The organism is Pseudomonas sp. (assembly GCF_036387035.1).
Taxonomy (GTDB): domain Bacteria; phylum Pseudomonadota; class Gammaproteobacteria; order Pseudomonadales; family Pseudomonadaceae; genus Aquipseudomonas.
Genome location: NZ_DASVUM010000174.1, coordinates 1 through 3,086, shown reverse-complemented (window position 1 = coordinate 3,086; position 3,086 = coordinate 1). Strand labels below are relative to the sequence as shown.

General features: G+C 61.3%; 4 protein-coding genes. All 4 read left to right on the top strand.

What is annotated here, in order from left to right:
* Positions 1–489, top strand: a 489-nt coding sequence (gene alr / locus VF672_RS16795) for an alanine racemase (protein ID WP_331105686.1), incomplete at its 5' end; no start/stop codon positions are given.
* Positions 490–649: 160 nt separating this feature from the next.
* Entirely contained in the window at positions 650–1,198 is a 549-nt protein-coding gene (locus VF672_RS16790) for a cupin domain-containing protein (protein ID WP_265387647.1), read from the top strand.
* Positions 1,199–1,206: 8 nt separating this feature from the next.
* A complete protein-coding gene (locus VF672_RS16785) occupies positions 1,207–1,509 on the top strand; it encodes a DUF2845 domain-containing protein (RefSeq protein WP_331105685.1) in 303 nt (100 codons plus the stop codon).
* A gap of 105 nt (positions 1,510–1,614) precedes the next feature.
* On the top strand, positions 1,615–3,086 hold a 1,472-nt coding region (locus VF672_RS16780), incomplete at its 3' end, for an acetyl-CoA hydrolase/transferase C-terminal domain-containing protein (protein WP_331105684.1).

Here is a 3,086-nt window from a genome sequence, read left to right as displayed (position 1 = left end):
GTCATGGGCTGGCCCAGCGTACCGAGTGACTGGGTACGTCCGGGCATCATGCTCTATGGCGCGACGCCGTTCGGTCAGTCGCAATCGGTCGCCGATCGTTTGCAACCCGTCATGACCCTTGAATCCCGGGTGATCTGCGTGCGGGATCTGCCTGCCGGCGAGCCTGTCGGATACGGCGGCACATTCGTCGCCGAGCGCAACATGCGCATTGGTGTGGTCGCGATGGGCTATGCCGATGGCTATCCGCGCCAGGCACCGACGGGTACCCCGGTGATGGTGGACGGCCATCGCAGCCAGCTGCTCGGGCGCGTGTCGATGGACATGCTCTGCGTCGACCTCACTGACGTGCCCGGCGCGGGGCTCGGCAGCGCCGTGGAACTGTGGGGCAAGCACATCCTGCTCAGTGACGTTGCGGCGCGCGCAGACATGATCCCCTACCAGATTCTCTGCAATCTGAAACGCGTGCCGAGGCTCTATTCCGGGGCCTGACCGCGGCTCGGCAGTTGCGTGGAAACACCCCCTTCGCGGCCTTTGGTGGCCGCCAGTCCCTTTGCTGATCCGGCCGTGGGCTCAAGTGTTGTAAATACTGAACGCTGTTGCCATGATGGCGGCCACTTGACCCAACTTGATCATCAGGAGGACTCCCGCATTGGACGTCGGTGAACGACTGCAATCCATTCGTAAACTCAAAGGTCTGTCCCAGCGTGAACTCGCCAAACGAGCGGGCGTGACCAACAGCACCATCTCCATGATCGAGAAGAACAGCGTCAGCCCTTCCATCAGTTCGTTGCGCAAGGTGCTGGGCGGCATCCCGATGTCCATGGTGGAGTTCTTTTCCGAAGAGCTCGAACCCGAAAACCCGACCCAAGTGGTCTACAAAGCCAGTGAGCTGATCGATATCTCGGACGGTGCCGTCACCATGAAACTGGTCGGCAAATCCCATCCGAGCCGTGCCATTGCGTTCCTTTCCGAGGTCTATCCGCCGGGTGCCGACACCGGCGTCGAAATGCTCGTGCACGAGGGCGAGGAAACCGGAATTCTGGTCGAGGGACGTCTTGAACTGGTGGTCGGTCTTGATACCTATGTGCTTGAAGAGGGCGACAGCTACTACTTCGAGAGCTCTCGACCGCATCGCTTTCGCAACCCGTACGACGTTCCTGCGCGCCTCATCAGTGCTGCCACGCCGGCGAATTTCTGATCAGCGTCATGATTAACCGAAAACTGATCTTCCTCGGCCTGTCCGTTTTGCTCTTCGCCAGTACTGCGGACGCGACGATGCGCTGCGGGACCGCGCTCATCAGCCTCAGAGACACCGCCGATGTCGTGCGCCAGAAGTGTGGGGCGCCTGACAGCAGCGTCGATCAAATGCCTGCGCTCAGGAGCAACGGCGTTCCGAAACTCGGCACTGCGAAGGTCAGTCTGTGGGTATACGGCCCCCGCAACGGTGCAAAACAACACCTGCGGTTCATCGAGGACAAGCTGGTGGACATCGAGACAAAGCGCGATTGAGTTGACAAGGCGCAGCCGTTTTTTGAGGGCGTAAGCGGCGCAATGCAGCAAATCCTCCGAAGGCCCGGTCCAACCCCCATCAAATAACAAATCAGGAGAGGCCGGATGCCGCAATCCTGCTCGATCGAGCAAGCTGTCGATCACGTGCTGGCCGAGTTGCCGGCGCATGTTCACATGGGTATGCCGCTGGGGCTGGGCAAACCCAATCGTTTTGCCAACGCGTTGTATGCCCGGATCAAATCGCTGCCCGATCGGCAACTGACCGTCTACACCGCCCTGTGCCTCGGACGACCGGATGGCGGAGACGGTTTGCAGGCGCGCTTTCTGGAGCCCTTCCTGGAGCGCGTCTTCGACGATTACCCGGAGCTGGATTTCCTGGCCGATCTGCGCCGGGATGACCTTCCGCCCAACGTACACGTCCAGCAGTTCTTTATGCAGCCCGGCAGCCTGCTGGGCAGTGTCGAAGCGCAGCAGAGTTACGTCAGCAGCAATTACAGCCACGCTGCGCGAGACATCAATGCCAACGGCCTTAATTTGATCGCGCAATTGATTGCCCGCGACCCGCAACGGCCCGATCACCTCAGCCTGAGCTGCAACCCCGACATCACCCTTGACCTGCTGCCCATGGTGGAAAAGCGCCGGGCAGCGGGCGAGCGCATTCTGATGTTGGGCCACGTCCACTCGGATCTTCCCTACATGCAGGGTGATGCCGAGGTCAGCGCAGACACCTTCGACCTGTTGATCGAGCATGAGGAGCGCAGCACGCTGTTCTCCACACCTAACATGCCTGTCGGTATCCAGGATCACTTCATCGGGCTGTACGCGAGCACGCTGGTGCGCGATGGCGGTACGCTGCAGATCGGCATCGGTTCCATGGGCGACGCTCTGACCGCCGCGTTGCTGGCGCGGCAGGCCGATAACGATACCTATCGGGCGTGCCTGGCCGAGCTGGACGGCATCTCCACCTGGAAACCGCTGATCGAGGCCCAAGGCGGGGTGATGCCCTTCGCCACCGGGTTGTATGGCTGCAGCGAAATGCTGGTCAACGGCTTGCTGGTGTTGCTGGACGCGGGAATCATCCGCCGCAAGGTGTACGCCGATGTCGAACTGCAGGAAATGGCCAACGCCGGGGTACTAGACGAGTCAGTCTACGGCGACGGCGTGTTGATTCACGGCGGCTTCTTTCTCGGCCCGCGGAGCTTCTATGAGCGACTGCGGGAGTTCTCGCCGGCGCAAATCGCGCAGATCAACATGACCGCCATCAGTTATATCAACGAGCTCTATGGCAACGAGACGCTCAAGCGCCTGCAACGACGCGATGCGCGGTTCATCAACAGCTGTTTCACCGTGACCTTGCTGGGCGCAGCGGTGTCCGACCAGTTGGCCGACGGGCGCGTGGTCAGCGGTGTGGGTGGGCAGTACAACTTCGTCGCGCAGGGCCACGCGCTGGAGGGCGCCCGTTCAGTGCTGATCCTGCGCAGCTGGCGTGAGGCGGGCGGGGAGGTCAATTCCAACATCGTCTGGGACTATGCGCACACGACGATCCCGAGGCATCTGCGCGACATCGTCGTCACCGA